General features: G+C 72.0%; 19 protein-coding genes. 8 read left to right on the forward strand and 11 right to left on the reverse strand.

Annotation, left to right across the window (positions count from 1 at the left end; all coding sequences use genetic code 11):
* Both GTQ99_RS04485 and GTQ99_RS04490 read left to right on the forward strand, forming a co-directional pair.
* On the forward strand, nucleotides 1-746 hold a 746-nt coding region (locus GTQ99_RS04485), incomplete at its 5' end, for a TolB-like translocation protein (protein WP_205706789.1).
* Between the two features lie 153 nt (nucleotides 747-899).
* The gene (locus GTQ99_RS04490; protein ID WP_166614544.1) at nucleotides 900-1397 is read left to right on the forward strand and encodes an Imm63 family immunity protein; all 498 of its coding nucleotides are present in this window, start codon (nucleotides 900-902) and stop codon (nucleotides 1395-1397) included.
* A gap of 137 nt (nucleotides 1398-1534) precedes the next feature.
* Here GTQ99_RS04490 and GTQ99_RS25905 read toward each other — a convergent pair whose 3' ends face one another.
* The 6 genes from GTQ99_RS25905 to GTQ99_RS04520 all read right to left on the reverse strand — a co-directional run bounded on the left by GTQ99_RS25905 (nucleotide 1535) and on the right by GTQ99_RS04520 (nucleotide 6979).
* A complete protein-coding gene (locus GTQ99_RS25905) occupies nucleotides 1535-2182 on the reverse strand; it encodes a glycohydrolase toxin TNT-related protein (RefSeq protein ID WP_166614545.1) in 648 nt (215 codons plus the stop codon).
* An 84-nt stretch (nucleotides 2183-2266) separates the two neighbouring features.
* Nucleotides 2267-3763: a glycohydrolase toxin TNT-related protein gene (locus tag GTQ99_RS04500; RefSeq protein ID WP_166614546.1), complete on the reverse strand. Its 1497-nt coding sequence runs from the start codon at nucleotides 3761-3763 to the stop codon at nucleotides 2267-2269.
* Nucleotides 3764-3934: 171 nt separating this feature from the next.
* Nucleotides 3935-4240, reverse strand: coding sequence for a hypothetical protein (locus GTQ99_RS04505; RefSeq protein ID WP_166614547.1), 306 nt, complete (start codon nucleotides 4238-4240; stop codon nucleotides 3935-3937).
* A gap of 374 nt (nucleotides 4241-4614) precedes the next feature.
* Complete coding sequence (locus GTQ99_RS04510) at nucleotides 4615-4905, reverse strand: WXG100 family type VII secretion target (protein WP_166614548.1); 291 nt, start codon at nucleotides 4903-4905, stop codon at nucleotides 4615-4617.
* 63 nt (nucleotides 4906-4968) lie between these two features.
* Nucleotides 4969-5292: a WXG100 family type VII secretion target gene (locus GTQ99_RS04515; protein ID WP_166614549.1), complete on the reverse strand. Its 324-nt coding sequence runs from the start codon at nucleotides 5290-5292 to the stop codon at nucleotides 4969-4971.
* Nucleotides 5293-5527: 235 nt separating this feature from the next.
* A complete protein-coding gene (locus GTQ99_RS04520; RefSeq protein ID WP_166614550.1) occupies nucleotides 5528-6979 on the reverse strand; it encodes a type VII secretion protein EccB in 1452 nt (483 codons plus the stop codon).
* Nucleotides 6980-7278: 299 nt separating this feature from the next.
* Here GTQ99_RS04520 and GTQ99_RS04525 point away from each other — a divergent pair, with 299 nt between their 5' ends.
* Entirely contained in the window at nucleotides 7279-8712 is a 1434-nt protein-coding gene (locus tag GTQ99_RS04525) for a hypothetical protein (protein ID WP_166614551.1), read from the forward strand.
* A gap of 692 nt (nucleotides 8713-9404) precedes the next feature.
* Here the strand turns inward: GTQ99_RS04525 and GTQ99_RS04530 are convergent.
* A complete protein-coding gene (locus tag GTQ99_RS04530; RefSeq protein ID WP_166614552.1) occupies nucleotides 9405-10886 on the reverse strand; it encodes an EsaB/YukD family protein in 1482 nt (493 codons plus the stop codon).
* Nucleotides 10887-11007: 121 nt separating this feature from the next.
* On the opposite strand from GTQ99_RS04530, the gene eccCa reads away from it, so the two are divergent.
* Together eccCa and GTQ99_RS04540 are read left to right on the forward strand one after the other, a co-directional pair.
* Nucleotides 11008-15597: a type VII secretion protein EccCa gene (gene eccCa, locus GTQ99_RS04535; protein ID WP_240896777.1), complete on the forward strand. Its 4590-nt coding sequence runs from the start codon at nucleotides 11008-11010 to the stop codon at nucleotides 15595-15597.
* Nucleotides 15598-15853: 256 nt separating this feature from the next.
* On the forward strand, nucleotides 15854-16294 hold the full coding sequence (locus GTQ99_RS04540) for a hypothetical protein (protein WP_205706790.1): 441 nt from the start codon (nucleotides 15854-15856) through the stop codon (nucleotides 16292-16294).
* A gap of 475 nt (nucleotides 16295-16769) precedes the next feature.
* Here the strand turns inward: GTQ99_RS04540 and GTQ99_RS04545 are convergent, their stop codons facing one another.
* A complete protein-coding gene (locus tag GTQ99_RS04545) occupies nucleotides 16770-17258 on the reverse strand; it encodes a winged helix-turn-helix transcriptional regulator (RefSeq protein WP_166614554.1) in 489 nt (162 codons plus the stop codon).
* 739 nt (nucleotides 17259-17997) lie between these two features.
* On the opposite strand from GTQ99_RS04545, the gene GTQ99_RS04550 reads away from it, so the two are divergent.
* Nucleotides 17998-18411: a hypothetical protein gene (locus tag GTQ99_RS04550; protein ID WP_166614555.1), complete on the forward strand. Its 414-nt coding sequence runs from the start codon at nucleotides 17998-18000 to the stop codon at nucleotides 18409-18411.
* Nucleotides 18412-18579: 168 nt separating this feature from the next.
* On the opposite strand, the gene GTQ99_RS04555 is transcribed toward GTQ99_RS04550, so the two are convergent.
* Nucleotides 18580-19467 (reverse strand): hypothetical protein, encoded by an 888-nt coding sequence (locus GTQ99_RS04555; protein WP_166614556.1) that lies wholly within the window; start codon nucleotides 19465-19467, stop codon nucleotides 18580-18582.
* A gap of 346 nt (nucleotides 19468-19813) precedes the next feature.
* Here GTQ99_RS04555 and GTQ99_RS24260 point away from each other — a divergent pair, with 346 nt between their 5' ends.
* Both GTQ99_RS24260 and GTQ99_RS04565 read left to right on the forward strand, forming a co-directional pair.
* On the forward strand, nucleotides 19814-21082 hold the full coding sequence (locus GTQ99_RS24260) for a TerD family protein (RefSeq protein ID WP_338074725.1): 1269 nt from the start codon (nucleotides 19814-19816) through the stop codon (nucleotides 21080-21082).
* 286 nt (nucleotides 21083-21368) lie between these two features.
* Nucleotides 21369-21716, forward strand: coding sequence for an HU family DNA-binding protein (locus GTQ99_RS04565; RefSeq protein ID WP_338074726.1), 348 nt, complete (start codon nucleotides 21369-21371; stop codon nucleotides 21714-21716).
* Nucleotides 21717-21887: 171 nt separating this feature from the next.
* Here the strand turns inward: GTQ99_RS04565 and GTQ99_RS04570 are convergent, their stop codons facing one another.
* Both GTQ99_RS04570 and GTQ99_RS04575 read right to left on the reverse strand, forming a co-directional pair.
* Nucleotides 21888-22886 (reverse strand): Lsr2 family DNA-binding protein, encoded by a 999-nt coding sequence (locus GTQ99_RS04570; RefSeq protein WP_166614558.1) that lies wholly within the window; start codon nucleotides 22884-22886, stop codon nucleotides 21888-21890.
* 615 nt (nucleotides 22887-23501) lie between these two features.
* Nucleotides 23502-24392: a replication protein RepA gene (locus GTQ99_RS04575; protein WP_166614559.1), complete on the reverse strand. Its 891-nt coding sequence runs from the start codon at nucleotides 24390-24392 to the stop codon at nucleotides 23502-23504.
* Nucleotides 24393-24403: the final 11 nt, after the last annotated feature.

The following is a 24403-nucleotide window of genomic DNA, read 5'->3' on the forward strand; positions in this document are numbered from 1 at the left end:
CCCGGGTGCTCACCGAGGCACCGGTGGCCACCACGGAGATGGTCTTCTCCCCCGACGGCTCGCTGCTGGCCTGGCGCGCCTTCCCCGGCGACCCGTGCGGCGGCGGCGTCGACTCCCAACTCTTCCTCACCGACCTCACCGCCCCTGCGAGCACCCCTGCAGTCACCCGGCAGGTGACCGGGGACGCCCAGCGCAGCGGCTGGCCGACCTTCAGCACCTCCAGCAGCGGCAGCGGCACCCACGTCGTCAGCGCCCGCTCCGACGAGTTCGGCGAGGACCTGGTGCTCACCGACGTCGCTTCGGCCACCAGCCGGCGCCTGCGCACCCCCACCTTCGCCGAGACCCTGCCCGTCTCCTCCCCCGACGGCACGCAGCTGGCGATGGTGCGCACCCCCGGCGTTCCCGAGCAGGGCGTGGTCTTCCGCCCCACCGGAACGCCGCACGTCGTCATCACCGACCCCGGAGGGCGGCTGCTGCACGACCTCGGGCCGGCGCCGGTGCGCGTGGAGCACCTGGCCTGGGCACCGGACAGCGCCAGCCTGGCCCTGGACGGCTTCACCTCGGTGCCTGCCTGCGAGGGCTGCGACTACGGCAGCGCCGACCCCGCCGTGTGGAGCATCCCGCTGGAGGGCGGCGCGCCGGTGCAGTTGAGCACCGCCGGCGGTTTCGCCAGCACCGGGCTGGCCTTCCAGCCCACCTTCCCCAACCCCCCGCTCATCGAGCGCAGGACCCGCCAGCTGCGCTGAGGGGCACCCCGACACCCCGAGTCCCCCGGTGACGGGACCACTAGGACGTCGATGGCAGCCTGCCGCGAGGCGAGCCTTCCTCGAGCCGCTTGCCCGCGGAGGAAGTTCTCTTCTGCGGCAGCAACGATGGGTCGCGTACGGCACAATGATGAGGTGAGCGCCGAGGAACAGCACACGATCGCGCAGAAGCAGGCGGAGATCACGAGCGAGCTGGCACGTCTCGGCGCACGTCTGGGGTTGACGGCGACGAGCCCCGAGCTGGCTCGTGTCGATCAGTTCGTCAGCGGCGACCAGCTCGAGGTGTACTTCGATGGGCGCGACGAGCGCTGGCACGTCGTCTACGAAGAGCGCGGCGTGCGCCGACGCGATGACATCCCTCGTGATCGCGATGAGCTGCTGTACTGGTGCATGGAGCACACGGTGCGCCTGCTGGTCAATCGCTGGAACATGGAGCGGCACCTGCGCGGTGAGGTCCCGAAGTGGAGCGACACGCGCGCCGCCTGTTGGGCCGAGCACGCCCGTCTGCTCGCCATCCTCTCCCTGGGCTGGGCGCGGCGCTGGCGCGGGGAGATGGAAGTGGAGCTCGTCGCGCAGGGCGATGCGCAGCTCGTCTCGCTGCTGCCCGCACTGCCCGCAGGGGACGCGCAGTAGGCCTGCAGGCATCCTGATCCGCGTGCCGCGCAGGAGCCCTAAAGGCCACCGCGCCCGGAGGGCGAGCGCTGCACGCGCTGCTGGCGAGCGGTGAGAGCATGGCAGCCGCCACGAGGCGGGTAGGCGTGCGTCGCCCCTCACGTCACCGGCTGCGGTGCCACATCGAAGGCTTGCAGGTAGCCGGCTTCGCAGTAGGCGCGGATCGGCGCATCGAGGCTGACCAGCAGTCCTCCGCCTCGCTGGCCGAACCACGGTTGCACCGGCGAGAGCCCCGTCTGCGGTGGAAGCCGCTTCTTGAGCAGGTAACCGGTCCGCGGCAGGCGCAGGTCGGTGGGAGGCGCCGAACGCTGGCCGAAGGGAGTGCCGAGCAGGAACAATGTGTGACCGCTGTCGTGGCCGATGTGGTCCAGGGCCAGCCCTGCAGGAAGCTCGGTGACGGTGACGCTCTCACCGGCGGCGACGCGCTCGGTCAGTTCTGCCGTCACCTGCTGCGCTGCCTCCTTCCACCGCTGCAGCTGGCCGGCGGAGACCGGGCGGGCAGCGGGTTGGGGGGTGAGCAGCTTGGTGACCACGGTGCGCAGTTCCGCCTCGTCTCGTGCCCTGGCGTACGCCGAGAACACCCCGCGATCGAAGGCACCGATCGTGGCGGAGCCATCGCTCGACGGCAGGAGCACCCACGGTCCAGCGGAGACCCTGGGCAGCTGATCGGCGTGGTCTGCGACGACCAGCGTCTGCACCGCCAAGCCGTCGCTGCGCAAGGATGCGAGGACTTCAGCGACGTCCACGATCTTTTCACTTTCCTTTCGTCGGCGAGGTTGCTGGCGACATGGCGCGTCTGGTGCCGGTGAACGTCGACTGCTCGGGTTCTGTCAGCCGGCGGGTCGGACGGCGAGGAGGTCGGGGTACGCGTTGAGCAGCTGACCGACCGAGAGGTATTCCACCGGATTCGTTCCGCGCACGAACTGGTACTGCAACCCTCCACCGCGCTGCCCGAAGGCGGGGGCGACCTTCTCCTGCAGGATGTCGATACCGCCTTCCGTGAAGGCCTTGCTGTTGGGATTGACCTCGTAGATGTTGCGGGCGAAGTTCAGACGGTCGGGAGGTAGTGACCTTTGCCCGAAAGGAGTTCCGTCCTTGGTGAAGAAGGTGCCCTCGGGGTTGTCGCCGATGCGGTCCATCACCATGACGTCTGTCGGCTTGTAGCGCTGCTCGCTGCCGAGGACAGCGCCATGGTTGTCCGGCCAGTTCCAGTCCGGCCGGGCCTTGGCGGGATCAGGATTGTCGACCCAGTGACTGTACTGCTCGAGGAACTCCAGGTTGTTGTCGACGTCGCCGAGAGGGTTGTAGTTCTCTTCGATGATGTCGGCGTTGCTGGCGTGGTACTTCGGCTCCACCAGTTGCTGCAGCAACTCGCGACGCTGCCCGTCGGACTGCCCAGCCAGATGCGGGTTTCTGGCAGCGGGTGGAAGGTGCGGATCGGGAGCGGTGCCGTGGTGTCCGTCGAGGCCCTTGACTCCGCGCACAGCGGCTGCTGCGCCGCCGGTGAAGATGGTCGCGACGGCACCAGGTACGAGGTTGCCGGCCCAGTGCCCGTACTCGCCGTCGGACAGGTCCTCCCAGCCGATGACGCCCTTGGCGAAGTCGACGGGGTGGGTCACGTTGTGAGCCAACCCGCGGCCGAAGTCGGCCCAGTTGTCGGAGAGGTCACCGTTGAGGCCGATGAGGCCGCCGACGAAGCCGACGGGCTCGCTGACGCCGTCGACGACGCCGTCGATGAAACCGTCCAGCTGGTTGCCCACCTCGTTGAGGAAGCGGTCGAAGCCGCTGCTACCTGCACCTGCCTGCGCGGTGGGGCTCATGCCCTCCAGCTGCTGGATGAGGGAGTCGATCTGCGCGGCGGCGGCGCTGGAGGCTGAGGTGACAGCCCTGATGGCGCCGCTCATGGCTTGCAGGTGACCGGCGGAGTGCTGGGCGAACAGCTCCCGGGAGGTGGCGGCGTCCTCGGGTGAGGCGTCGGCGATGCCGGTGAGGAAGTCCCTGCGCAACACATCGACCTGCAGCTTGGCGCTGTCGTAGGCGCTCTTGGCATCGCGGACGGCGTCGGCGTAGGTGCGGATCACCTCGGCGGCGGCGGTGGCGACCTCGCAGCCGGGGTGTAGGCCGTCGCCGAGCTTGGTGATCGTGGCGTGCGCAGCCGTCGATGCGGGACCGGACCAGTTGGCGGTGAGGGTGAAGGAGTGGTCGACGATGCTGTCGCCGACCGACTCCAGCGACAGCCCGGCCCGCTGCAGTGCCGCCGCCGCACCGCGCAGTGCCTCGGGGTCAGCCGAGAGCAGCGAAGTGCTGCCGGCGTCAGATACCAGCATCGAGGTCTCCTTCGCAGGCTGTAGCCGGTGAAGGACGTGTCGCAGTGAGGCGCGCGGCGGAGCCAGCGGGGTCGCCGCAGAGGTGTCCAGCGGTCGTCCCCACGAGGTTCACCTGCACAGCACTCGTCTCCGCGAGGTTCTTCTTCACCAGGTCTTGGTGCACGAGTCGGTTCATCGCCCCCCCAGGCCGCTGGCGGCGCTCGCGTCGCTCCGCTCGTAGGTCCACGCGCTGCGGGCAAGGTTGCCGGCTGCTGCGCGGGTGGCTTCGGCCATCAGGTCGGTCTTGGCCTGCAAGGCGGCGCTTAGGCGCACCAGAGACGCAGCTAGCGCGCCGCCGCGGCAGGCGATCGCGGCGTCGTCGGCGGCGCTCGAAGCCTTCGACCCTGCGCTCGCGACATCAGCAGCGTCGGTGTCGAGGTCGCCGGAGCCGGTGATCAAGTCGGAGATGACGACCTCGTAGTCGCCGCCACTGGACATGCCTTGCACTCCCGGGGTTGGTGAATGGACGAGTGCGTGCGCCGCGGCCCGCTGCTGGGCTGCACGCGCCTCGCGCGATGGCGAGGGATGGTGCCCGCCAGCTCCTTGCACGCTGGTGCGGCCGCATGCGGCGGGAGTGCGGTCACCTCTTGGCGCGTGGTCGTGCCTGGTGCCAGAAGGTGACGCACCATCGCGCAAGGAGCTGGTGCGCGAAGAGCTGGCGGGCTGGGGCGCCGGCTGAGCAGGGGCGAAGGCGCCGAAGGGGCGCGCCGTGCAGTGAGGAGCTCACACTGCGGATCCCTGCGAGGTTCCTGTAGAACTGCTCGCCCTGTCTGGAGCGCCGTTCTTGCTGCGCGGTGCGCAGAGGGCGCTATTCAGCCCCACAGTGCGGTGTTGGCGCGCTCACCGGCTTCGTAGTCGCTGGCAGCGTTGGAGGTGGCGCGCTGGAAGTCGCCGAGGGCGGCGGTCAGTTCGCTCCAGGCGTTGTCCCACTTGCTCTGCTGGGCGTAGTAGGCGTTCTGGGCGGCGCCCTCCCAGGTGGCGACCATGGGCGCGATGTCGGCCTTGAGATCGGACAGGCGGTTGCCGGCGGCGGCGACGCCGGCGCTGATGTCGTTGACCGCATCGGCCAGGGCGCCGAAGGTCACACGGATCTGGTCAGCCATGGTGCTTTCTCCTGCTGCGTCGTGACGGGTGGGGCGGACGGGTGGGGCGGGTGTGGGCGCGGCTCAGAAGCCGGGGGCATCCAGGTTGGCCGAGGAGGTGCTCAGTCGGCTCTGGGCGGAGGAGTCGTCGCTGAGGTAGCGGGCCTCGTTGGCCTTGATGAGGTTGCTGATCTCGGTGAGTGCTGCGTTGAGCTTGTTGTTGGCCAGCGTGTAGCGGCTCTCGGCGTTCTTAAAGGCAGTGCGCCCGTCGCCGATCCACTGCCCCTCCAGGGAGGAGAGCTTGGCCAGCAGGCCCTGCAGCTCGGTTTTGATGCTTTCGGCGTTGGTGGCGACCTTGTCCCCGGTGGCGCGCATCGTGTCGGTGGAGGTGCTGAACAGCCCAGCCATGGTGCAACCCTTCCTCGGCGTGTGGTGGACCAGCCCAGCGTCGTAGGAGGCGCTGGCAGCTGGGGTGTTTCTCACGGTGGCACACCCGACCGGGGAACTGCAGGGTCACAGGTCCAGCTGGGCGAGGTGAACTACCGTGCGTCGTGGGTGCCACGACTCTTCGTGGTCGGCGCCTGCTGCTCGATGGCGGTTGTTTGCTCGGCCACCGTGAGGTTGCGCATGAGTCTGCCGCGCGTCACTGCTGCTCCTGCACTGTGACTAGAGGCGCGCCGGCGGGGAAGAGGTCCAGCCACGCCTGCGGCAGCAGGACTGTCTGCTCCCGTCGGTATCCCAGGCGCTGCACCGCTGCGGTATCGGCGAACTCGTAGGAGCGTCCGTCGGCGATCAGACGCATGCCCCCGGTGCCCTGCACCTGCTCCTCGCTGGGCTGGTCCATGCTCTCAGGCCCCAGCAGTGCTCCCTGCCCGGCCCGCGCGTGCCAGGTCATCCGCGTGGCAGTGCTCTCGCCGTCGTCCTCGCCACCGCCTGCGCCTTCGCCGTCGTCCTCGCCACTGTCGTCGCCGGTGGTTTTCAGGGACTGCGCCAGCGCGGGGCGGGTGTCCAGGTCATCGGCGCGGGTGAACATCACCGTCAGCCCGTCGCGGCTGCGCACGCACGGCTCGGTGACCACCTCCGGGGCCGGCACGGTGGGTGGTGCGGCGGGGGCGTCGATGATGCCGACGGCTTCGCCGAGCGGTGCCGCCAGGATCTGCTTCTCAGGGTAGGTGGCGACCGGTGCAGGAGCCAGTAACTGGCTGGTGGCGTTGGCGAAGGGGTGCACGCGACCACCGGCGATCCAGTACAGGGTGTCGCTGTCCTCGGCGCGCACCACGTCCCCCGCGGCTCCCAGACCGGCGATCGAGCCGGCCGGGTCCTGCGCCGGCAGTGCCAGCGGCGCCAGGGCCGACCCCTGCGGCACCAGCGCCAGCCACGCGGCGGGCACGGTGCGCACCTGCGTCTGGCTGTAACCCAGCCGGGGCAGGGAGGCGGGATCCAGCGGGTGGGCCCGGCGGCCGCTGACCAGGTAGACCTGCGCGCCGCCTTGCACCGCCTGTCCGCCCTGCGCCGACTGTTCGCCCTGCGCCGACTGTCCGCCCTGCGCCGGCTGGGCGCTGGGCGCCTGCACCAGCAGGCCGTCGGCGACGGTGGGCGCGGGTGCAGGAGCTCCCTGGAAGACCTCCACGCTGGAGGAGGAGCTGACGCAGGCGGTCAGGCCGGTCGGGGTGGCCGGCAGCGCGGGAGGTCGCTCCGGCAGGTCGGCGCCCGGCAGGGCGGCGCCGATGCCGACGGCGCTGACGTGCTCGTGCGCCACGAGCATCGGCTCCTCCCGCGCGCCGGCGAGCAGCGCTGCCGTCAGGGTGGGCGCGGGACGCAGCAAACCGTTCTTGGCCACGAAGCGGGCGCCGCTCTCGCGGTCGATGACCAGCGCCCCGTCTTGGCGCCACCCGGAGGGGGCCCGTCCGGTGGCGTAGGCGCTACCGGCACTGCCGGCGGCGATCAGCAAGGCCATCACCGCACCGCCCCACACCAGGGCGTTGGGCCGGCGTGGAACGTCCTCCACGTCCAGGGAACTGCCGCGCAGCAGAGCCGCGACGCCCCGTCGTCGGGAGAACTCCTCGGCGTCGATGACGATGTTTCGGCGGGCCACGACACGCAGGTTAGAGACCTCGACACCGGTGCATGAGCACAGCTCACTCGTTCGGCGGTCGCGGTAAGACAGCGGCGGTTCGCTAGCGTGACCAGCCGGCCGGCACATGCCGGAAACAGTTCAGCGGTAGGAGCTTCGTGCACCACGACACCACGCCGCCGCCTGGATCGCCGGACACCTCCGCTCACGGCACCAGCGCTGCGCACAACCCTCAACGAGCTGGCTCCCCCGCCACTCACATCACCTCCCACAACGGTGCTCACAGCGGTGGCCTGGTCATCGCCGGCGTCACCCTGGGGTTGGCGCTGGCCGCCGGTGGCGCCGCGCTGGCCCACGCCGATCGCCAGAGCGGGGCACCGTCGGCCCTGGCGAACCCGGAGGCGGTCGCCGCCACCGCGACCGCGGGCGAGGCCTCCGCCGCCGAGGTCGTCGACCTGGCCAGCGCCGAGCTGCCTGGCGGGGCGAGCTCGCGCGATGTCGAGGCCGTCACCGCCGCCGCCAAGGCCCCCGCGCGCAAGGCGCCCCCCGTCCCGCAGCGGCCGAGCGAGAACACCCCGCCGCTGCCGGCGGCCGGCAGCTACGCCGTCCTGCCGGTGAGCTCGGGACGTTCCTCGGGCGCGGCCTTCGGCGCGGCGGGCGCGGGTGGCGCCAGCACCGGCGACCGCGGCGAGGCCGGCACCAAGGACGGATCGAACGCGGATGGCCAGCTGGTCAGCGCTCCGCTGGTCGATGCGGTGCACCGCGGCACTCCGCCGAAGGCTCCGCAAGCCGCCCCCGCGCCCGCCCCGGCTCCGGTCCCCGAGCTGCCAGCTCCTGTCGTCGTCGAGCCTCCCGCGTTCGTGGTGCCCGCGCCCACCGCTCCGGTGACTGCTCCGGTGGGCGGCCCGGTCGGCCAGCCGCCCGCCGGCAACGGCAATGGCGACAGCAACGGCAACACGCCTCCGCAGGTGGGCAAGCCCGACAAGGACGTGCCCGTGAACGAGACCCCGGTCGTGGCCGTGCCGGATCCCTGTGGTGTTCCCAGCATCGGTGCGTCCGGGCAGATCACCGTGGGCGCAGGCAATCAGCAGCAGACGGTGACCGTGACCACCACCGTCACCACCGGGGTGGTCACCACCGTGGACGTCATCGTCGGCGGCTCCACTTCCGCTCCGTCCACCGACGCCGCTGTCGGCGTGGGCGCCGGCGTGGGCGCCGGTGAGGCAGTCGCCTCGCCCGGTGATGACGCGGCTGCCGGTGCCGACTCGTGCGAAGCTCCGGTGCCTCCCGCCACCGACGCACCCGCCACCGACGAAGAGGCCGAGATCCCGGACGTCGAGACCCCGGACGTCGAGACCCCGGACGTCGAGACCCCGGACGTCGAGACCCCGGACGTCGAGACCCCGGACGTCGAAACGCCGGTGGTCGAGGCCCCGGTGGCCGTCGAGACCCCGGTGACCGAGACGCCGCAGGACGGGCAGGCGCCGGTCGTCGAGGCTTCGCGGACGCCGGCGCCGAGCACCCCCGTGGTGGCTGCCGGTGATCCGGTCGTCGTTCCGGTGGCCGCTGAGCCCACGCCCGCCGCAGCTGAGCAGGCGCCGGTTCAGCAGGGCGCCGATCAGCCCTCGGCTGTGACGCTGGCGCAGTCCGCGGACGGCACCTGGCTGCTCAACGGCGCCGATCTGCAGGTCATCGACCTCGACGGTGACGGCGCGCTGACGCTGGTGGAGGCTGAAGCCGCCGCGACGAGCTGAGGCACCTCAGCCCCGGGCGACAGGCCACTCCCGTCGCCCGGGTCCTGCTGCAGCGCTGGAGACGACCGCACGGGTCGTCTCCAGCGCTGTTGTGCGTGACGCCCGCTTTCTCGTGCGGTGGTGGCGTGCAGCGGCGCACCGCCGGTGATCGCGGGTCGGCAGCTTCCTGCTGCCAGCACGCGCGCAGCGACCAGGGCCGCGATGGCTGGATCCCTCGCGGAAACAGCAGGGCCTCGGCACGCCGGGGTCCGTACCCGGCGCAGTTGTGCCGTGCCCGCCCGGTCGGAAGTACCGGTCAGGAACAGCAGCCACGCTCGTGGGCGCCGCGCGAGCAGCACGCCTCACGGCCACCTGGTCCGCTCTGAAGGTCGTGTGAGCTGCCAGCGGCCACGGCACGTGCGTGCGCCGGCGGCGCCGCGGTGCACTGCCTGTCGTGGCTCGTGACCTCAACGCCGGCGCGCTGCGCTGGAGCGCAGCGCGTCCACACGTCGTGCATGCGTCGACGTGCCGCCGTCACCGCCGAGGCGCCACGGGCCTGCGCACCACCGGCCCGCCACAGGCTCGGTGGCCAGGCGGCGTCCACCGCGGCGAGACAGCGGCGGTGAACACCGCCGCGCGGATCGCCGGAGGCACTGCCGGCAGCAGCACCGGAGCAGCGGCGGGAGCTGCAGCGTGGAGGCGGGCCGCGAGCCTCAGAGGGAGGCGCCTGCGTCGGAGGCGATGGTGTAGATGCCCAACGCGCCCAGCAGCAGCGGCAGCAGGCTGATGGCTGCAACTGCCTCCACGGCATCGAGCAGGCGGCGGGTGCGCGGGCTCAGGAAGCTGCGGGCGGTGCCGCTGGAACTGCTCGGGCCGGTGGTGGCGGAACTGGCCGCGGAGCCGGCAGCCGAGCCTGCGACGTCGGCGGCGCCGGTGTGCTGCACGGCCCGCACCGCGAACGCCCCGACCAGCAGCATCAGCAGCAGCGCCGCGATCAGCAGCAGCGGCGCCCGGTGCGTCGCCTGCCCACCGGCGGCCACCAGCAGCGCGCTGAAGGTGATCAGCGCGCCGATCAGCATCGCTCCCGATTCGAGGGCGAAGAGGCTGCGGCGGGCGCGCACCAGGGTCAGCACAGCCACGGCCGCCGCGAGGGCCTGCTGCAGCGGTGCACCGGAGAAGCCCAGCAGCAGCGCGCAGCCGGTGGCGCCGGCGCTGAGGGCGGCGCTGAGGACGCTGAGCAGGATGCGCTGGGCGTGTGCACTCTGCTGCAGCGCCGCGGTGGAGGAGCCGGCACCGGCCGCACCAGCAGAACCTGCGGCGCTGCCGGAGCTGGTGGGCGCGCTCCAGCTGCCGGTGCGGGTCAGCAGCCAGGGCAGGGTGGCGCTGAGGATGCTGAGCAGGACGGCGCTGACGGCGGCGGCGCCGCCGGCATCGAGCAGGCCTGTGGCGGCCAGCGTGGCGGTGAAGGCGGTGGCCGCCGCCAGCGTCCAGGCGCAGACCCACCAGGTGCGCGCCTGCGGCGCGCAGACCATGGCGGCCGCAGCGCCCAGCAGCACGGCGGTGGCGCTCAGCGCCAGCTGGGCCGGTGCGCCGGCGTTGAAGGTGGCGGCCAGCGCCAGCCCGGCGCCGGCCCAGGCGGGCAGCGCCGCCAGCGCGGCGGCCGCGCCGATGGCCGCGGTGCCCGGATGGCGGCGCGACCAGGCGGCGCTCGCCAGCAGGGCGGCGGCCAGCAGCAGCGGCAGGGCGAGCGCGGTGGGGTACAGGCGCTGCAGCAGGGCGGCGGCGGCCAGGGCGCTGAGGGTGAGGGTGGTGGTGGCCACGGCGCGCGCGCTGGTGGGGCTCCAGCGCCCGGCGCCGGCTGCTCCGGCGGCCAGGGCGTGCAGCGGGTCGTCCACCCGCTGGGCGGGCCGAGGCTCCTGGGCGGGGCTGAGGTAGAGCACGTCGCCGTCGCGGATGCCCGCAGCGCTCAGCGGCTGCGCCGGCGCCAGTGCGCTCTGGCCCAGGCGGTGCAGGACCCAGCCGTCGGCGGCCGGCTGGACGGCCGGCGGTGTGGCTCGCGCGGTGGTGGGTGTGCTGGTGGCGGGCAGCAGGTGGGTGGTGAGCTCGTCGATGAGTTCGGCCACCGGGCGGTTGCCGGGCAGGGTGAGGTCCAGGGCACCCGTTGGGGTGATCAGGCGCACGTGGTGCCACTGCATCCGTGTGGTCTGCCCCGCACGGATGGCGCTGTCGGTGTCAGGCTCGCCGAGCAAGGAGTTGGGCGAGGGATGGTGCCCGCTTCCAGACGTGGTGAGGTGTGAGGTCGCCGACATGAGGAACATGCTCGTTCATCGCGGGCCGCGCAGGGCAACGCCGCAGGTGGATGCAGCGCCCGTTCGGCTCAGTCCTCCCCCTCCTCTGGCCGATCCGGCAGCCGGTACCAGCTGGACGTACGCGCTGTTCCCGCTGCTGGGCAGCGGCGGGATGATGGTCGTGGCCTTGATGCGCGGCAACCCCCTGTTCGTGCTGACCGCAGCGGTGTTCATGCTCGGCTCGCTGGCGATGGGGCTGGCGATGTGGCTGCAGGCGCGCTCTCGGGCCGGCTCGCAGAGCTTCGATGCGCGCATCCGCTACCTGCAGCACCTGGACGAGGCGCGGACCCAGCTGCAGAGCAACGCCGATGCGCAGCGCGCCGCGGCGCAGTTGCAGCACCCGCAGCCGGCGAGCACGAGCGCGGCAGTGCTGGGTGCGGGACGGTTGTGGGAGCGCCGCCGCGACGACGAGGACTTCCTGCTGGTGCGCATCGGCAGCGCCCGCGTGCCGGCGCTGCACCTGCCGCAGCTGCCGGCTGAGGACGTCAACCGTCCCGCCGACCCTTCCTGCCAGCAGGCGGTGCAGCTGTTGCTGGCCGCGCACGCCCGGGTGGAGCAGGTGCCGGTGGCGATCTCGTTGCGCTCGGGGGTGAGCACGCTGGTGGGCTCGCCCGAGCGCACCCGTGCCAGTGCCCGCGCGCTGCTGGCCGGTGTGGTGGCCCTGCACGCTCCGCAGGATGTGCGCATCGCCGTGTGCGCGCCCTCTGGCGCGCTGGAGGAGTGGGAGTGGCTGAAGTGGCTGCCGCACACCCAGCACCCGGCCGCTGGCGCCGATGGCGGCCCGCAGCTGCTGCTGGCCGCTGATGCGGGGGACCTGGCGCTGATGCTGCAGCCGGAACTGCGGCGTCGGCGTGCCCGCTCACCCCGACGCGCCGGGACCGGCGCGGGCGGCACCACCGCGGGCAACAGCCCGCTCAACGGGGCAGGCGGTGGGGCGAGCGGTGGGGCGGAGAGCTCCCAGGGCGCTACCTCCTTCACGGGCACCACAGCCGATGAGGACCCGCACCTGATCATCGTCATCGACGGTCGCGTGGGTGAGGACGACCCCTTCGCCGAGGCGGACCTGCCGGGCGTGGCGCAGCTGCGGCTGCTGCCCTTCACCCACGACGAGCCGGCGGAGGTGGACCTGTCCTTGCGCCTGGGGCGCCCGCAGGCGGGTGCCGTGCTCATCGACCCCGTCGTGCGCGCCACTGGCCACACCATGGGCAGCGGTGCGGGCGGCGGTGCGGGCGGCGGTGTGGGCAGTGGTGTGGGACGGGGCGCCGGTGGACAGGGCGGGCAACCCGCGAGCTGGCTGCAGCAGGCCGAGCAGTTGCACGCCGACAGCCTCAGCGTGCCGGAGGTGGAGGTGCTGGCCCGACGGCTGGCTCCCCTGCAGGTGGACCCCGCCAGCGAGACGGCCTCACTGGCGCAGGTCAACAGCCTGCCCGAACTGCTGGGCATCGAGGACGTGGCCACCTTCGAGCCTCATCGGGTGTGGGCCGGGCGCAGCGAGGCGGACCTGCTGCGTGTCCCGCTGGGCATCGACGCCGACGGGCGCCCTCTGCAGCTGGATTTGAAGGAGTCCGCGCAATCGGGCATGGGTCCGCACGGGCTGGTCGTGGGCGCCACCGGCTCGGGCAAGTCGGAGCTGCTGCGCACCCTGGTGACCGCGTTGGCGCTGACGCACTCCCCCGACGACCTGGCGCTGGTGCTGGTGGACTTCAAGGGCGGAGCCACCTTCGCCGGTCTGGCGGGACTGCCGCACCTGGCAGGTTCGCTGACCGACCTTGAGGACGACCCGGCCACCATCGACCGCTTCGCTGAAACGCTGCGCGGTGAGATGCGCCGCCGCGAGGAGGTGCTGCGCGATGCGGGGAACCTGGCGAGCATTCGTGAGCACCGCCAGCGTCGGCTGGCCGGTCAGGGCCTGGAGGCGATGCCGCACCTGCTGGTGGTGGTGGATGAGTTCAGCGAGCTGCTGGCGCAGAAGCCGGAGTTCATCGACTTGTTCGTCATGATCGGCCGCCTCGGGCGCAGTCTGGGGGTGCACCTGCTGCTGTCCACTCAGCGCCTGGAGGAAGGGCGCCTGCGCGGTTTGGACAGCCACCTGTCCTACCGGCTGGCGCTGCGCACCTTCAGCGCCGCTGAGAGCCGCGCCGTCATCGGCACCGCCGACGCCTTCGAGCTCCCGCCCACCCCCGGCTCGGCGTACTTGAAGGTCGACACCACCATCTACCAGCGGTTGCGGGCAGCCACCGTCTCCACCGCCTACCGTCCACCCCGTCAGGTGGAAACCGCTCCCGTGCCGGTGCTCGCGCACCCGCGACGTTTCGAGGCCTTTGCGCCGGCTGGGCTGGCGGCTGCGCTGCCGGTGATCGAGGTCGAGGCGGGTGGGCCGGTGCGCCGCTCGGTGCTGCAGGTCGCGGTCGAGCGCCTCTCGTGCACCGTCAGCAGCACCGCTGACGGCAACAGCATCAGCGGCGGCGCCAACGGTGATGGTCGTGGTGGCCGTGGTGCCGGGCCGGTGGTGCGGCCGGTGCGGCCGGTGTGGCTGCCGCCGCTGCCGACCAAGGTGCCGCTGGGCGCCTGCTTGACTCCTCAGCGCCCCGCCGCCGGTGCCTTCGACGGCACGCCCGCAGTGCCCGGCACGCTCGCGCTCGCACCGGCGCCGCTGCGCGTGCCCATCGGGTTGATCGACCTGCCCCAGCGTCAGCAGCAGGGCGTCTACGCCCTGGACTTGAGCGTCGCCGGTGGTCACATCGGCATCGCCGGTGCGCCGCAGAGCGGCAAGAGCACCCTGCTGCGCACCCTGATCACCTCCTTGGCCTGCACGCACACCCCGGCGCAGGTGCAGGTGTACTGCCTGGACCTGGCGGGGGGTGCGTTGAAGGAACTGCAGGCGCTGCCGCACGTGGGTGTGGTGGCCACCCGCCAGCAGCCGCAGCTGGTGCGGCGCACCATCGCCCAGCTGAACGCCCTGGTCGATGAGCGCGAGCGGCGGCTGACGGCGGCCGGGGTGGATTCCTTCACCGGCCTGCGCCGCCAGCAGTTCAGCCACGAGGCGGCAGCAGACCCGACGGCGGGCCCGCTAGCGGGGCCCACCGCGGGCCGGGCAGCTCACCCGGCAGGTGCAGCTGCAGGGCCGGGCACCGATCGCGCTGCTGGTGGCTCGGCTGGCGGCTTCTCTGGCGGCTCGGCGGGTGGACCGGCTGGTGGCTTCGCTCAGGACGCCGACGCTGACGTCTTCCTCGTCGTGGACGGCTGGAGCGTGCTGCGCGCGGAGTTCGAGGACCTGGAGCAGGCCGTCACCGCGCTGGCCACCCGCGGCGCCGCCTACGGCGTGCACGTGGTCATCAGCACCACCCGCTGGTTCGACCTGCGTCCGGCGGTGCGCGATGCACTGGGCACCAAGCTGGAGCTGCGGCTGGGCGATCCCGCCGAGACCTACGGGGACCGCAAGGCCGCCAAGGCCATGCCCACCGACATTCCCGGCCGCCTGTTGCTCAGCGGCGGGCAGCACGTGCAGGTCGCCGCGCCGCTGCTGCTGGCACCCACGCCCACGAGCACAGCGGCGGGGCAGGCAGCGCAGCTGGAGCCGTTCACCGCCAGCGCCGAGCGCATCACCCGCGCCTGGGGCGGACCGCCGGCGCCACCGGTGCAGCTGCTGCCCACCCTGGTGCGCCTGCGTGCGCTGCCCAGCGCCCGCCTCGAGGCCACCACCTCGCCCAGCCCGCATTCCGGCAGTGTGCCGACGGCGCCCGCAGCCGGCGGCACCAGCGGCACGGCCGCTGAGGCACCGTTGTCCACCGCGCTGTCAGCGCGCCCGGTGGCCGTGGGGGTGCGCGAGCGCGACCTGGCCCCGGCACACCTGGACCTCATCGATGCCCGGGATCCGCACCTGCTGGTCGTCGGGGAGGCGGGCGCCGGCAAGACCAACGCGCTGCGCACCCTGGTGCGGCAGGTGACGCGCGCCTACAGCCCCGAGGAACTGCTGGTCGTCGTCATCGACTACCGCCGCGGCCTGCTCGATGCGGTCGATGAGGCGCACCTGTCGCGCTACTGCGCCTCCGCGCCGGTGGCTGCGGCCACCTTGACCTCGCTGGCGCACAAGCTGGCCGAACGACTGCCCGGGCCGGACGTCACCCGTCAACAGCTCAAGTCGCGCACCTGGTGGAGCGGTCCTCGCGCTATGGTCATCATGGACGATCACGACCTGGCCTCCAGCTCCAGCGGTGACCCGCTCAGCGAACTGCTGGAGCTGCTGCCGGTGGCCCGCGACGTCGGGCTGCACGTGGTGCTCGCCCAGGCCGCCGGCGGGGTGGGCGGCGCGATGATGCAGCCGGTGCTGCGGCGCCTGCGCGAGCTGGGCAGCCAGGCGCTGCTGCTGTCCGGGCCGGGTGAGGAGGGCGCCATCGTGCACAACACCCGCCTGCAGGCGCTGCCCGTCGGGCGCGCTGTGCACGTCAGCCGCGGCAGCGAGGCGCAGGTGGTGCAGTTGGCGCTCAGCGAGGACGGCGGCAGCGAAGGCAGCAGCGAAGGCAGCAGCGAGGACGGCGGGACCGGTGCCCTGTGGTGAACGCCGTGGTGAGCGCCGGTGCGCTCTCGCCGTTCCCCGCAGCCGCGCTGCAGGGGCTGCTCAGCGCCGCGGTTGCGGTGCGTCCTGCACGGCTGCGGCCGAGGCGAGCGGCGCCCTCGTCGACGACAGCCGTGGCGACTCCCTCAGTGGCGAGCTTTTCGGCGGCCCGCCGCGCGCGGCCACTGCGGGCCGGCGCGGGTGGGGGCACGCTGGAAAGGGCGAGGACAGGCATCTCGAGCACGAGCGGAGGGTGGATGTGAGCACTGAGGAGTCCAGCGTGGTGGTGAGGCTGCTGCCCACCGATCCTCGTGACATGGTGCCCTCCGCGGTGCGCTGGGCCCAGACGGTCCTGACTGCGGTGCAGGCGGTACCGGCGGGGCAGCTGAAGCGCCCGGCCCGCGCCTCGCTGACGGCGGTGGTGTGGGTGCTGGCCGCGGCCGCCGACTACGCGGATGCCATCCCCGGCGATCACACCGCTGCTCTGCTGGCGCGCGAAGCCGGAGTCGGTGCGCGGGTGTGGCAGAAGCGGACAGCGTGGCTGCGCGAGCACGGTTGGCTCGCCCACCGGGCAGGCGGCATGCACGACGGTTGGCAGCTGCGCGTGCCGTCCCTGTCGGCGCAGCCAGCCGTCCCGACATCCGCTTCGCCCGTGGGCCCGGCCACGGGCAGCGGGCGTGAACTGCTCGCAGTCTCCTGATCCGGGAGCAGGCACCGCGGGTGAGGTGGAGGGAAGCCTGAGCATGAGGGTGCGTGATGCCGACGACGCTGGTCTGCAGGAGCTGAGCTTCACCTTGGCCCAGGCGCACGACTGGCAGGCGCCGAACTGCCCGGTGTGCGGGCAGCCGGAGTACTGGAGCTTCTACCGTTCCCGCGGTCGGGGGCGTTGGCGCCTGTCGCTGGGACGTTGCCTGAACTGCTGACGCCGACCCGTGATGCGTCTGCCCCGATCGTTCCCCACCGCCGTCGCAGCTGCCGTTGGTGCGGCGAGCGCTCAAGACCGTCGAGCAGGCGTGGACCTCACGTCGTGCTGTGAAGGGTCGGGCTGGAGTCGACGCTGCCGGCCCGATCGCTCACCGCCGGCGAGAGCCGGCTGAGGTTTCTCCGATGGCCACCGGGGTGGACACCGGGATTGATCACTGGGATTGATCACTGGGATTGATCACCGAGGTTGATCACCGACCGGTGGGGATGGGTACGGGTTGCTCGACGTGGGTGTGGGTGGAGGTGATGGCCATCCCACTGGCCGAGAGCACGTACAGGGGCGGCAGGGCGCGGCCGCTGCTCGTCTCCAGCAGACGGGAGTGTTGTTCTCCGGCCGCGAAGGCGTGCTTTTCTCCCCACTGCCGCAACGCCACCATCGCGGTGAACAGGTCTTCACCGCGATCGGTGAGGACGTACTCCTGGTACTTGGTCCCGTCGGTGGCGGGTTGCACCGTCAAGATGCCGGAGTTCACCAGGGTTTGCAGGCGCACGGTCAGGATGTTGCGGGCGATGCCCAGGCTGCGGTGCAGTTGCGTGTACCGCCGCACCCCGGTGAAGACGTCACGCAGGATCAGCAGCACCCACCGGTCACCGACGAGGTCCACGGCGCGGGCCAGCGGGCACTGCGGATCAGTCCACAAGCGCTCAGCGTTCGACGGCTGCTGCTCGGCGGTGCTCATGGTTGGGGTCCTTCTTCCTGTCCGTGAGGTTTGTCCGCACACCGCTGCAGGCCGATGCGGCTGCGGTGGTGGCTCAGCGGCGCGCCGCTGACCATCGGTGGCGAAGTGCTACCAGGCTGGCAGAGAGCTCAGCGCCGTCAAAGCAGTCGCAGGCGGATGGGTGAGGATGCGACCTGCTCGTTCGACCTGCTCGCTTGAGTCTCCCTGCCCGCGGCAGCCGCCGCACGTCACGGTGCACGGGGCGCGCCGGCTCGCGAGGCGAGGCTGATCAAGGCCATGTCCGCAACACGATGACGCAGGAGCAAGCTGCAGGGATCAGCAACACCCGCAGCGCGCGGCGCCGACTGGTGCGGCGCCAAGCGCTCCTCCTCGATCCGGGGACCGGCGGCCGAGTGGGTGCCGCGCTGCTCATCGCTTGGCCGACTGACATGAGCAGACCCGCGGGAGCGGAGCGGCGGGAGCAGGCCCACTGAGCTCGAATGGAGCAGGCCACGCGTCGTAGCGCGGCAGCTCAGGCCGGCCGAGACGGCGCACGAGTGATGTGACGGATGGACGCAGCTGCAGTGTTCTGGCAGCGTGCTCAGCACGAGAGGGTGCTCATCACCTCGGCTGATCAGCCGGGGAGGGCGGGACCACGGGTCAGCAGGAGGAGCGGACGGTGAGGAAAGGCTTCAACAGACGCCGGGCGCTCACGATCGCCACAACCTCCTTCGCCACCCTCACCATCATCCCGTGGGCGGTGGACGCCGGGCGCGCCCCGCGGGTGGGCCTAGTGCTCGGCGCGGTGCCGCTGGCGCTGCTCTTCGGCGCCCTGGCCGGCTACGCCGCCTCCCCCACCACCCCGGCACTGGCCCCTCACCTGCGCAGCGGGCAGGAGAGCGCAGCCGTCGGCGCGTGGCTGCACCTGGTGACGGACGCACCGCAGCCGGCAGCACCGGGCACACCAGCACCGCTTGCGATGTTGACCGGGCCACCACCTGCACCCGATCCGGCGCGGCCTGCTGAGCGGGCCGAGCGCCTGGAGCGCTCAGCGCACCTGCAGCTTGTGGTGGCACCGTCCGCAGCCGCAGCGAGCACCACGCGGGACGAGCCGAAGCTGCACCTGCTCCAGCAGTCGGCGGGTGAGGTGCGGCAGGCAGACCCGGCACCATAACTCCCGGACTCCCGGACTCCCGGACGTGCGGCACTCCACCTCGCCCCCTCCGGCGACCTGCAGCTGTGACACTGCGGCCGGGTAGTCACCCCTTGACCGCTCGCGAGCGATCCCCGGGCCGTTGTGCCATGAACGGGCGCCTGCGATCGGGGCCTATCCGACGCCGGCTCAGAGCGTGGTGAACGCCGGTGAGCCTGGAGCAGGACTCGATGGCAGGTGGTGCGGGCTGTAGCGACGTGGCTGCTCACCTCGCCGGCGGCGCATCATCTTGACCGCTCTGCGGCCTCGCTCGTGCCAGCGGATCCGCGCCTGATGGCCACTCAGGCCGTACACGGCGCCGACCTGCGCCCAGGTGGCACCGAAGTAGACCGCTGCGATGCGGTGCGCCGGCGCATCCCCACCCGCGGCCACCGCCTGCTGCAGCGCTCGCAGGTGCTCGTGGGCGCGCTGGGCGCTGTCGGAGCTGATGGCTTGCAGGTACTGCACCACACCCCCACCGATGAGCAGCGTCGCGGTGGGCGCGGCCTTTGTGACGCGCCCGGGCGAGGGTGCTGTCGGCGCCGTCCTCGGCGGTGTGCTCCTCCATGCCGTCAGTGGAGTGGGACCATTGAATGCGGCCTCGCCATCACCCTCCTTCACGCGGTCAACTCCGGCGCCGGCTCCGACTTCGCCGGCTGCGACTTCGACGGCCAGGGGGTGGCCCACCGCGCACGTGTGCAGAGCGACCAGCGGGTGCGCCCGCCCATCACCGGGCAGCCAGGGGCCGGCGGAACGGCCCCGGTCGGCAGCCACCGGATGACGGGTCACCAGGGCGGCATCCAGGTCCAGATGCAACAGCGTGCTCAGCGCCCGGACCCGCCACATCCCGCCCGTGCCGGCGTGCAGCCGATCCGGCGTCGGCGCAGCGGGCGGGATGAAGGTGGCCAGCTGATCCAGGACAGCGTCTGCCCCCACATCGCCTGCAGTTGCAGAACCTGCAGCCGCAGCGCTGGTTGGCGCACCGACCGGCAAGCCGAGCAGCTGGGTGCGACTGGGGACATCAGCGCGTGTGCCCATATCCGCAGTGTGCCCAGCACCGTGGCCGCGCGGCGCGCTGACACTCTCACCGGTAGCGATCGAAAGCAGCTGACGTGCCGGGCGAGGCGACTCGAACACCGCCCTCGGTGAACAGCCAGCGCGGGCGAGCGACGGCGACAGCCACGTCTAGGTCACCTTCCAGCGACAGCACGAGAGGCAGCACAGGGCTCGGCGCGCAGTTCGGGCCGACGACGACTCAGCAGCGAGGGCAGCATCGCGGTCACCGATCACCACGAGTCCCCGGCACCGCCGCTGCCCCAGCCCGTCGCGCTGCGGACACCGCACGCGCTGACGAGCCGGCGGCGGGTGCGGTAGGACAGAAGACGTGCCCACCCTCACCGAAGGCAGCAACGCCGCTCTCAGCGGCGCGCGTGTCAGCGTCCGCGTCACCGGCCCGCTGGACCTGACCGTCCTCGTCGTCAGCGCCGACGGCAAGGTCGCCGGCGACGACGACATGGTCTTCTTCAACCAACCTGCCGCCCCCGGCGTGCGACTGGAGGGGATCACCGCGCACCTGGACCTGGGCGTGCTGCGCCCGGGAGCGGACAAGGTGGTGATCGCCGTCAGCCCCGAGCGCGCGGGTGCCACCTTCGGCGGCCTGCCGGTGACCTTGACTCTCAAGCACGGTGGCGAGGACGTCCGCTTCACCCCTGCCCGGTTGAGCACTCAGACGGTGGCGGTGCTCGCAGAGATCTACCAGCGCAGCAACGCACCCGGTGGTGGGCAGGGCACGCAGTGGAAGGTGCGCGCAGTGGGGCAGGGCTACGACGAAGGCCTGGCCGGGCTGGCCACGGACTTCGGCGTCAGCATCGACGACGCCCCCGCCACCAACTCCGCCCCCGGCGCCAACGCCAAGCACGAGGCCAAGTACGAGGCCAACCACGAGGCCCATGCTGCTGACGTGGGCACCGCTCGCACCGGGAAGGTGACAGCGCCGCCCTTCCCCACACCGCACACGTCCACCACGCTGGACATGTCCAAGAAGCCGCTGGGGGCCATCGAGCTGACCAAGAAGGGCTCGGCGCTGATCCCGCTGGACTTCTCCAAGCGCGAGCAGGCCCGCAGCACCGTCTTCCGTGTGGACCTGGAGTGGGACGGCGGCTCGGCCCGGCGCCGCAGCCTCGGCGCCGACCTGGACCTGTACGCCTTGTGGGCCGACCGGGCCGGGCGCACCGGCGCGGTGTACTACCGCGACCTGGGCTCGCTGAACGCACCGCCGTACGTGCGCCTGCACGGGGACGCCACCGCTCCCGGACGCGAGAGCGTGGAGATCACCCGCCCCGATCACCTGGCCCACGTGCTCATCTGCGCCTACTCAGCGGTGGAGAACGGCACGGGGTCTTTCAAGAGCTACGGCGCACGGGCGATCGTGGACGACGCCTCGGGGTCGCGGGTGACGGTCCCCCTGTTCGACGACTCGGAGAAGTACTGGGTGGCGATCGCCAAGCTGTCCTTCAGCGAAGAGGGGGTACGGGTGCAGCAGGTGGAGGACTACGGACGCGAGACCACCGAGAGCCGGCCACTGCTGCACGCCGACGGCACCTTCGAGATGGGCGCGGGACCGGTGGAGTTCAAGTTCGAGGACGAGGACTGATCCGGCCCTCGCCGACGAGGCTGGACCCGATCGACCTCAGCGAATGTGAACCGGCGCGAACGGCACCCAACCGCGGCACCAGCTCGCCGGCGCAGGCATGGACCAGAGCCTGTGCCGCTGCCTCACCCGTGACCGGTAATGTCGTGACGCTCCAGCAGGCGCTGCAAACGCGCGGCGCCACCAGCTGCAGGCACCACACTGCACGATCAAGCTGCACGATCAAGCTGCACGGTCAGGCTGCACGATCGAGTCGACGACTCAGCAGAGTGGTCGGGCAGCACGCACCGTGAGCACTCACTTCCAGCCCGCCAAAGCACGCCGGTCACCGCCGGCACGAGACTTCCGGAGATCATCCATGAACCGCACCGAGCTCATCAGCGCCGTCGCCGAGCGCAGCGGCCTGACCCAGAAGGCTGCCGACGCCGCCCTCACCGCCTTCGGTGACGTACTGGCCGAAGCCCTCGCCGCCGGCGACAGCGTCAAGTTGCCGGGCCTGCTCACCCTCGAGCGCGTTGAGCGCTCCGCCCGCAGCGGCCGCAACCCCCGCACCGGGGAAAGCTTGCAGATCCCGGCATCCTTCGGAGCCAAGCTGAGCGCCGGCTCCCGGCTGAAGAACGCCGCCACCGGCAGTTGAGCCCTCCGGTGGGGCATCGCTGTGGGATGACCGCCGCCGGCCGCGCCCTGCCCGCGGCACGACCGCTCGCTGTGCTCCTGCGGCTGGCACTGCCCAGACGTCAGAGCGGGCGGGTGGGAGCGCTCACGCGCCCGTAGCCACCCGCCCGCCGACCGGTTCAAGAGCTGAAGGTCAGTGCGCTGCCAGGTACTGCTCGCGCACCCTGGTGCTCAGCGGTCCCCGCGGCGGGACGGTGATGCCGTTGGCCGCCGCCCACTGGCGCACCACCCGCGCGTCCAGCGGGGCGGTGTCGGCGCCGCCGCCGGGCACGGTGGCGCTCTGCGCCCGCGCCGGCGCGGACGTCACCTCCTGCGCGGCGGGTTCGCCCGCGCGCCGCGGCGGCGCCGTCTTCGCACTCCTGCGGCTCGCGCCCGCACGGCCTGCCCGCCTGGTCACCGGCGCTGGGCTTGCTGCCTGCTCCGCTACCGCAGGCGCATCGCCGGCTTCGGAGCCGGCTGCGGCTGCGGCTGCGGCTGCGGCTTCATCAGCCTTCGGGGCGTCGGGGTCCTCCAGCGGCAGCGGCTGCTGGCCCGGCACATGCTCGAGCCCGGCGATGTTCGTGCCGGTGTCCGCAGCGGCGCTCGTACCCGTGTCCGTGCTGGTGTACGCAGTCGGTGCAGCTTCAGCCGTCTGCACCTCCGGCGCCGACGTTTCCGCAGTGGCGAGGGCTGGACGTCCGGTGGCCTGGCTCGCGGCACCGGTGGTCTTGCCGCTGGAGGTGCGCCCGGAGGCGCTCTTGGCGGAAGAACGCGGCTTACCAGCCGCATTCTTGGCGTCGGATCCTCCAGCGGCTGAAGCCTTAGCCGCAGCTCCCGCCGTCCTACGCCGGCGGGATACGGGCGCGGCGGTGGTGTCGGCACTGCCTGCGGACGTGGAAGCGGCAGAGGTCGAAGCAGTGGACGTCGAAGCGGTGGAGGTGGAGACGGCGGAGGTCAGGGCGGTGGGCAGGTCCTCCCAGCTGACGCTGATCGCCGGCCGGGAGGTGGAAGGGTCCCACTGCACGCCCTTGTCGCTGATGGTGAGCACACCGAAGCGGCGGCCGTTGCGCTTGACGGGCAGCTCCACGGCGCGGGAGCCGACCGTGATCGCGGTGGGGAGGTTCAGTGAGACGGCGTGCTCGGACTTAGCCATGGCAGGACTCCGGTTCTCGTGCGCGGCGCGGCGGCCGCGGGGGTTGTTCGCCGCTCTTAGTGAACGCAGAACGATCACCGGGCGCAAGAGATACCGCTCACCGCCACCCGTTGCTGTTCCTCTCTCGCGGGACTGGCGGCGATGAGCACCCTCTACCGGCTGCCGGCCGACCCGATCGACTCCGGCGGCCTGGGCGATCGGGTCGGGCATTGAAGGTGTCGCCACCGCTCAGCGATGAGCGTGATTACCGAACGCTGAGGCCTCGGCGTCCGCTCGAGCGAGCCCAGCTCAGTCCGACTGTGTTGGAGCCATCGTGTCAGGGTCATCAGATCCAGACGATCGCTTCGGCACGATCCTCTGCGCACGACTGCATCAGGTGGTCGAACACTCACTCCGCTGACTGTCCGGTGTTACCCGGCAGGCGCTGATCTGGACGGAAGCCGAGGCACACCTTCTCGGGTCCGCCGCTCAGCGCACGCGTGGAGCTGTGCGACAGGCGACACCCGGCACTCGCTGCTTTAGTCGCACATGCCGCCGCCGACGCGCCGGCGGTGCTGCTCCCGTCGCGCCGGTTGAGTCCCTCCGGTTGGATCTTGCCGGTCGAAGCGCGCTGGTTCAGTCGCGCTGGTTCAGTGCCGGCCGCTTGCCTCGTCCCACGTGCGGTGGGGAGGGGCGCAGCCGGATGCCGTTGGCGACCTCGTCGACCTTGGCCTCGCGGTAGATGGCCAGCACCCAGCGCAGCGCCTTGGAGAAGTCGGCGCGAAAGTGCCGGTAGCCGCGGGGGGTGGAGACCTGGGTGCCGAACTGGAAGCGCAGCTGCTCCCAGGTGACCACCACGGGCTTGCGCAGGTAGCTCATGCGGTAGGTCAGCCACGTGTAGACGTCCAGGCGCAGCGGGGAGCCGCGCAGCAGCCGCAGCGCACCGATGTCGACGGGCACGGGGCGGTGGGTGACCTCCTCGTACAGCTCGGCGCTGAGGGTGACGCTGGAGGGCAGCGCCACCTCGGTGGCCACGACGTCCTGCTTGCCCCCCGACTTGCCTGCCGCCTTGCCGCTCTGCTTGCTCCCTGTCGCGCCGCTCCGCTTGCTGCCCTGCGTGGCGCTGGAGGCGGCAGCGCTCTTGGTGCCGCGCCGCGCGCCGGACTGGGGGGAGGCACCGGCGGGGCCATCGGTGGAGGCACCGGTGGGCTTGGTGCTGCGCTGGGTGGAGGTCCACAGCTCGTAGCGGGAGGCGATGAGCAGGTTCTGCCCGGCCTCCTGGCGCACCTGCCGGCGCGCATCGACGTCCAGGTGCTCGACGTAGTGCACCGACAGGCGGGCGTCGAACAGCCGCCGCGCCTGGTCCTTCAGCCGGCGGATCTGCAGACCGGTGATGGGCAGCTCCAGCTGGCGGCAGAAGTCGCTGAGGGACTCCCCCAGCGGGATGGTGCGGGACTTCGTGCGCACCGCCTCGGTGGTCAGCCACGCCAGCAGCAGCCGCGGCAGGGTGCCGAAGGGGTAGCCGATGGGGGTGAGGG

Origin of the sequence: Kineococcus vitellinus (genome assembly GCF_009906315.1) — a bacterium.
Taxonomy (GTDB): domain Bacteria; phylum Actinomycetota; class Actinomycetes; order Actinomycetales; family Kineococcaceae; genus Kineococcus; species Kineococcus vitellinus.

Coding starts and splice junctions, on each gene's coding strand:
- GTQ99_RS04515 (WP_166614549.1), bottom strand. CDS start 5,292: ATGGCTGGGCTGTTCAGCACCTCCACCGACACGATGCGCGCCACCGGG.
- GTQ99_RS04530 (WP_166614552.1), bottom strand. CDS start 10,886: ATGCAGTGGCACCACGTGCGCCTGATCACCCCAACGGGTGCCCTGGAC.
- GTQ99_RS04570 (WP_166614558.1), bottom strand. CDS start 22,886: ATGGCTAAGTCCGAGCACGCCGTCTCACTGAACCTCCCCACCGCGATC.
- GTQ99_RS04500 (WP_166614546.1), bottom strand. CDS start 3,763: ATGCTGGTATCTGACGCCGGCAGCACTTCGCTGCTCTCGGCTGACCCC.
- GTQ99_RS04545 (WP_166614554.1), bottom strand. CDS start 17,258: ATGAGCACCGCCGAGCAGCAGCCGTCGAACGCTGAGCGCTTGTGGACT.
- GTQ99_RS04555 (WP_166614556.1), bottom strand. CDS start 19,467: ATGGGCACACGCGCTGATGTCCCCAGTCGCACCCAGCTGCTCGGCTTG.
- eccCa (WP_240896777.1), top strand. CDS start 11,008: ATGCTCGTTCATCGCGGGCCGCGCAGGGCAACGCCGCAGGTGGATGCA.
- GTQ99_RS04505 (WP_166614547.1), bottom strand. CDS start 4,240: ATGTCCAGTGGCGGCGACTACGAGGTCGTCATCTCCGACTTGATCACC.
- GTQ99_RS04510 (WP_166614548.1), bottom strand. CDS start 4,905: ATGGCTGACCAGATCCGTGTGACCTTCGGCGCCCTGGCCGATGCGGTC.